We start from the raw sequence: 4,200 nt of genomic DNA, 5'->3' as shown, positions 1-4,200 counted from the left end.
CGCGCAAGTACGGCCGCGAGCGCGTCAGCCAGATCATCACCTACGGCACCATGGCAGCCAAGGCGGTGGTGCGCGATACCGGCCGCGTGCTGGGCTTCCCGTACGGCCTGGTCGATGGTGTGTCCAAGCTGATTCCCAACATCCTGGGCATCCACCTGAAGGATGCGCTGGGCAAGGGCAAGGAAGGCGCGGATTCGGAAATGGCCTCGGCCGAGTTGATCCAGCGCTACGAATCCGAGGATGACGTCCGCGACCTGATCGATCTGGCATTGCAGCTGGAAGACCTGACCCGCAACGCCGGCAAGCACGCCGGTGGCGTGGTGATCGGGCCCGAGCCGCTGAGCGAGTTCTGCCCGCTGTACGCCGAACATGACGAGGGCGGCATCGGCAAGAACCCGGTCACCCAGTTCGACAAGAACGACGTCGAAGAAGTGGGCCTGGTGAAGTTCGACTTCCTCGGCCTGCGCACGCTGACCATCATTGATTGGGCGGTGAAGGCGATCAACAAGCGCCACGAGCGCGCCGGCATTCCACCGGTTGATATCGCCCACATCCCACTCGACGATGCGCCCACGTACAAGGACATCTTCGCCAACGGCAATACCGGCGCGGTGTTCCAGTTCGAATCCTCGGGCATGCGCCGCTTGCTGAAGGACGCGCGCCCTGACCGCTTCGAAGACCTGATCGCACTGGTGTCGCTGTACCGCCCCGGCCCGATGGACCTGATTCCCTCCTTCAACGCGCGTAAGCATGGCCAGGAAGAAATCATCTATCCCGATCCGCGTACCGAGGCCATCCTGAAAGACACCTACGGCATCATGGTGTACCAGGAGCAGGTGATGCAGATGGCGCAGATCGTCGGCGGCTACTCGCTGGGTGGCGCAGATCTGTTGCGCCGCGCGATGGGCAAGAAGGTGCCGGCGGAAATGGCCAAGCACCGCGAGATCTTCCGCGAAGGTGCTGCCAAGGGCGGTGTTGACGGCCCCAAGGCGGATGAAATCTTCGACTTGATGGAGAAGTTCGCCGGCTACGGCTTCAACAAGTCACACGCCGCCGCCTACGCGTTGGTCAGCTACCAGACGGCGTGGCTCAAGCGTCACTACCCGGCCGAGTTCATGGCCGCGACACTGTCTTCGGACATGGACAACACCGACAAGGTGGTGGGGTTCCTGGCCGAGGTGAAGAACCTCAACCTCACCGTGCTGCCACCGCGCGTCAACGACTCGGCCTATATGTTCGAGGCGGCCAACGCCGACACCATCCGCTACGGCCTGGGTGCGATCAAGGGCGTCGGCCAGGGCGCATGCGAAGCGGTAGTCGAACAACGCGAGCGTGGCGGCGAATATGCCTCGCTGCTGGATTTCTGCGCACGCGTGGAATCGGGCAAGCTCAACCGCCGCACCCTGGAAGCGATGATCAACTGCGGCGCCTTCGATGGCGTCGGCAAGAACCGCGCAACCTTGATGCTGCAGCTGCCGGAGGTCATCAAGGCCACCGAGCAGATGGCCCGTGAAAAGGCCTCCGGGCAGAACTCGCTGTTCGGTGCGCCGGACCCGGTCAGCGCCGCCAGCCAGCTCGACCTGCCCGAAAGCAAGGAATGGCCACTGGCGCAGCTGCTCAACGGCGAACGCGAGACGCTGGGCTTCTATCTCAGCGGCCACCCGTTCGACCCGTATGCCGACGACGTCAAGGAACTCGTTGGCACCGACCTCGGCGGCCTGGACAAACTGATTGCCCCGGCCTTCCCGTCCAAGGACGGCGAGAAGCGCGCCTGGCGCCAGGAATCTCCGGTGATCCTGGCCGGCATGGTCATTGGTGTCCGCCGCAAGGGAGACAGCCAGGTCTTCGTGACCCTGGAAGACGGCAAGGGCCGAGTGGAATGCAGCGCATTCTCCGATGGCCTGGCCGAGTTTGGCCACCTGATGACCAAGGACCGCATCCTGGTCGTGAAGGGCGGCCTACGCGAGGACGAGTTCAACGGCGGCTATGCCCTGCGCATCCGCCAATGCTGGGACTACGAGCAGCTTTGCGCCGACCACGCCCTGCGCGTGTCCATGCGCGTGGATGGCCGTGGCGGCCCGATCTGGCAGCGCATCGACGCCCTGCTGGCTGCCCACCGCCCGGGACGCACGCCGCTGCGCCTGGACCTCCTGCTCAACGGCAAGCCCAGCGGCAGCGTGGCCGGCATGCTGGACCTGGGCAGCAGCGGTTCGGTACGGGTCACACCCGCCTTGCTGGACGCCCTGCGCGACGATCCGGCCGTGCGCCGGGTCAAGGTCAAGTACAGCCCGCCTTGGGCCAACTGATAGTCCGGACGGACGCGTACGGGTTGATACGGCGCGTTCGGCTACACTTCCCCCCTTTCATTGCTGACGGTTTCCGATGAATCCGAACTACCTCGATTTCGAGCAACCCATCGCCGATCTGGAATCCAAGATCAAGGACCTGCGCAGTGCCAGCGCCGGGCCGGCGGTCAATGTCGATGCTGAGGTCAAGGCGCTGGAAGACAAGCTGCGCCTGCGTACTGCCCAGATCTTCCGCAACCTGTCCTCCTGGCAGGTGCTGCAGGTGGCCCGCCACCCCTCGCGTCCCTACCCCTTGGACTACATCCGCATCTTCTGCGACGAGTTCCAGGAACTGGCAGGCGACCGCGCCTTCGCCGATGACAAGGCCATCGTTGGCGGCCTGGCCCGTATTGGCGGCCGCTCGGTGATGCTGATCGGCCACCAGAAAGGCCGCGACACCAAGGAAAAGGTCCGCCGCAACTTCGGCATGCCCAAGCCCGAGGGTTACCGCAAGGCGCTGCGCCTGATGAAGATGGCCGAGCGCTTCGGCCTGCCGGTGCTGACCCTGATCGACACCGCCGGCGCCTGGCCGGGCATCGATGCCGAAGAGCGCGGCCAGTCCGAAGCCATCGCCCGCAACCTGATGGAAATGGCCGAGCTGAAGGTGCCAGTGATCTGCACCGTGATCGGCGAAGGTGGCTCGGGCGGCGCGCTGGCGCTGGGCGTGGGCGACCGCACCCTGATGCTGGAATACAGCGTCTACTCGACCATCAGCCCGGAAGGCTGCGCCTCCATCCTGTGGAAGGACGCCGGCAAGGCCAAGGATGCCGCCGAACAATTGGGCATGACCGCCCCGCGCCTGAAGAGCCTGGGCCTGATCGACAAGGTGATCCGCGAACCGATCGGTGGCGCCCACCGCAATCCGACGCAGATGGGCAAGCGCCTGAAAGCCGTGCTGCTCAACGAGCTGGACGCGCTGGACCAGCTGTCGGTGGAAGAACTGCTGGCCAAGCGCTATGCACGCCTGCGCAGCTACGGTGCCTACGAAGCGGCCTGAGCCGCTTCCACATCGGGGACACAGGGATGAGTCCGATCATTCTGCTTTCGTTGGTCCTGCAGGTCGCCTGCTGCGTGCACGTCGTGCGCACCGGGCGGCCGCTGTATTGGATCTTCATCATTCTGGTGTTCTCGTACCTGGCGGTGCTGATCTATTTCATCGCCGAGGTATTGCCGGGCCTGCGCAACAGCCCGTCGGCGCGACGCGGCCTGCGCCAGGTCCGCGACCAGATCGATCCGCAACGGCGCAAGCGCGAGGCTGACCAGCGCCTGCGTGTCTCCGACACGGTCGACAACCGTCGCCATCTGGCTGACGAACACCTTTCCCGCGGCGAGTACGCCGAGGCAGCGGCGCAGTTCGAAGGCGCGATGCGCGGCATCCATCGTGAAGACCCGGAACTGATGCTGGGCCTGGCCAAGGCGCAGTTCGGCCTGCAGCAGCCCGCAAAGGCACGGCAGACGCTGGATGCACTGATCGCAGCCAACCCCAATTTCCGCTCGCACGACGGCCACCTGCTGTATGCGCGCACAGTGGAAGACAGCGGCGATATCGACGCTGCGCTGCACGAGTACCAAGCGCTGGCGGAAGGCTACCCCGGCGAAGAGGCGCGCCTGCGCTATGCCCTGCTGCTCAAACGCGCCGGACGCGACGATGATGCTGCCAAGCAGCTGCAGAACATCCTCGACCGTGCCGAAACCTCACCGCGCTATTACCAGCAGGCACAACGCGCCTGGATCGATGCCGCGCGCAAGGAACTACGGCAGCTGGCGCCAGCGGGCTGAGAGTCGAGAAGAAGGCCGGCAATGCCGGCCTTTTCGTTTCCCGGCCAAGAACGCCCTCTCCCCAACCCCCGCTACG

3 protein-coding genes are annotated in these 4,200 nt (G+C 65.0%); all 3 read left to right on the top strand.

The genetic code is table 11. The annotated features are described in order from the left end of the window. Positions 1-2,306, top strand: a 2,306-nt coding sequence (gene dnaE / locus RT460_RS19355; protein WP_313321352.1) for a DNA polymerase III subunit alpha, incomplete at its 5' end; no start/stop codon positions are given. A gap of 76 nt (positions 2,307-2,382) precedes the next feature. Then, positions 2,383-3,342, top strand: coding sequence for an acetyl-CoA carboxylase carboxyltransferase subunit alpha (locus tag RT460_RS19350; RefSeq protein WP_313321351.1), 960 nt, complete (start codon positions 2,383-2,385; stop codon positions 3,340-3,342). A 26-nt stretch (positions 3,343-3,368) separates the two neighbouring features. Continuing rightward, a complete protein-coding gene (locus RT460_RS19345; protein WP_313321350.1) occupies positions 3,369-4,124 on the top strand; it encodes a tetratricopeptide repeat protein in 756 nt (251 codons plus the stop codon). The last annotated feature ends 76 nt before the right edge of the window (positions 4,125-4,200 follow it).

It is taken from the genome of Stenotrophomonas sp., from assembly GCF_032061965.1.
GTDB lineage: Bacteria > Pseudomonadota > Gammaproteobacteria > Xanthomonadales > Xanthomonadaceae > Stenotrophomonas.
Note: the sequence above shows the minus strand (reverse complement) of the source record. Positions and strands in the feature narration are given on the sequence as shown.

Excerpts from the sequence above, each read along its gene's own strand:
- RT460_RS19350 (WP_313321351.1), top strand. The coding sequence starts at position 2,383 with ATGAATCCGAACTACCTCGATTTCGAGCAACCCATCGCCGATCTGGAA.
- RT460_RS19345 (WP_313321350.1), top strand. The coding sequence starts at position 3,369 with ATGAGTCCGATCATTCTGCTTTCGTTGGTCCTGCAGGTCGCCTGCTGC.